Annotated in this window: 2 protein-coding genes and 1 pseudogene; all 3 read right to left on the bottom strand. The window is 35.7% G+C overall.

Features of this window, described 5'->3' with window-relative positions:
- Positions 1-591 (bottom strand): annotated as a pseudogene (locus CEF22_RS08905) (glycerol phosphate lipoteichoic acid synthase); the annotation flags it as partial.
- Positions 592-780: 189 nt separating this feature from the next.
- Entirely contained in the window at positions 781-1017 is a 237-nt protein-coding gene (locus CEF22_RS08900) for a hypothetical protein (RefSeq protein WP_100402576.1), read from the bottom strand.
- A 98-nt stretch (positions 1018-1115) separates the two neighbouring features.
- The coding region (locus tag CEF22_RS08895) for an alpha-isopropylmalate synthase regulatory domain-containing protein (RefSeq protein WP_332849166.1) at positions 1116-2125 on the bottom strand (1010 nt) is incomplete at its 5' end.

Raw genomic sequence — 2125 nt, 5'->3', positions numbered from 1 at the left:
ATATTTCACAATATAATTTCGATCGAACGTTCTCGTTAATAGCTGTGGACGATCGATTTCAGCTAGACTTAAATTCACCGTAAACATCACAATCGCAGTTATAAATACAGCCGCTCTTTGACGGCGCTTGATTTTCATCGGCTCTGGATTCACCTTTTTAGATAAAAATAGAACGAGCAAAATCAACGTATCTGCAAAATAAAGCACATCATATGGCTTAAACAAAGCCCCCATACTATTACCAATACTGCTCACATTCGCTGTTTGTGTCAGCGTTGGCAGCGTAATAAAATCGGTAAAGAAACGATAATAGGCAATATTCGAATACAATAATACGGATAATAGAAAGTGAATTCTCACCATCCATTTAAACGCTTTTCTTCCTTTAGCAAATAAAGCAAATCCAATAAACAAAACGGCCGAACTTATCGGATTGATAAATAACAAGAACTTCTGCATCGTATTTTCAATACCTAGTTCAAATTCTACCTGATAAGCGATATACGTTTTGATCCAAAGAAGTATGACTGCTAATGAGAAGAAAATGAGCGGTTTGCTAAGAAGCGAATTCTTCTTGGCTTCCTTCTTCATTTTACTTTCCCTCCTAATTTTTTTTACAATTATTATATAATCTTTACAAAAAAACAATATAGAAATAATAAATTCTTAGCAATCAAAAGTCAACTAAAATCATTTGGGAACGAATCTTTCACTCTAACATAGACGTTTCCATAAAGAAATCCCCTTTTTCAGAAATTTACTGAAAAAAAGGGGATTTCTTTAAAAACTCGCTTCCTGCTTTTTCACGACAAACGCCATAACGAGGAACACAATGGGTGTAAGCATAATGTATTTAAAATGATTCTCCGCACCGCTAAAGTAATAAGCAACTTGCACAAATAATACTGCTCCCATCACTAAACGGCTCGCTGACTTTTTCCATATGCCCCAGACTACACAAATGATAGATATAAAGATTAATGTCCAAAAAACGAAACCGATCCAATAAAAGCCCATATTTTGACCTCCTATCTATCAAGTTGTGTTCATTATACCACGAATAAAGGTAAATATTAGTTCGCGCGAAAAGTCTGTTATCAATGGTAATAGCTTTCCTATTCAACTGGAAGCAAATGATCCACAACAATACTATTGACAGCATTGATATACGCTAGTGCACTTGCTTTCATAATATCGGTATCTGTTGCTTTAGCCATATATTTTTCTCCTCTATATTCCACTTGAATCTTTACTTTCCCTAATGCTTCTTTTCCTCTTGAAACACTGCTAATATTATATTCAATTAATTTCATTTCTAAATCACTGATGTCTGTAATAGCAGAATACAAAGCATCGATCGGGCCAGAACCGACTGCACTGCTCTTCAATATTTGATCACCTTTTTTCATGCTCACACTTGCTGATGGGAAAGTGGTATTACTAATCACTTGCAAATCCATTAATTCATAGAAATGCCCCCTATAGTTTGTTAAATCCTCCTTCTGACTATTATGTTGCGTGTAATAGTTCTCCACGATGACATATAAGTCATGATTGTATACTTCTTTTTTCGCATCTGCTAATTCCAGAAATGCTTCAAATATCCCTTCAAATTGTGTTTCAGTCAGCTGATTAAAACCTAATTTTTCAAGCGCATGTTTCACCGCATGGCGACCAGAGCGTGCTGTTAAAACCAGTTCCATATCATCTAAACCAACCTCAACTGGACTAATGATTTCATAAGCATCCCTTGATTTCAACAAACCATCTTGGTGTATACCCGAAGAATGAGCAAAGGCGTTATCTCCTGTAATTGCTTTATTTACTTGTACATCAAGCCCCATAAAACTGCTGACCAACCTAGACGTATTCATGATTTCTTTCGTATTAATATTAGTGTACGCTTTATAGATGGATGAGCGAGTATTGATTGCCATCGCCACTTCTTCTAGTGCCGCATTCCCTGCCCGTTCGCCAATCCCATTAATCGTACACTCCACTTTATCAGCACCATTTTTAATGGCAGCTAACGTATTGGCAGTTGCCATGCCTAAGTCATTATGACAATGAACACTTAAAAGCACTTTATCATTTAAATTTTTTAAACGATGATTAATTTTATAAA

The organism is Bacillus sp. FJAT-42315 (genome assembly GCF_002797375.1).
GTDB lineage: Bacteria > Bacillota > Bacilli > Bacillales > Domibacillaceae > Bacillus_CE.
This window is presented reverse-complemented; position numbering and strand designations above follow the sequence as displayed.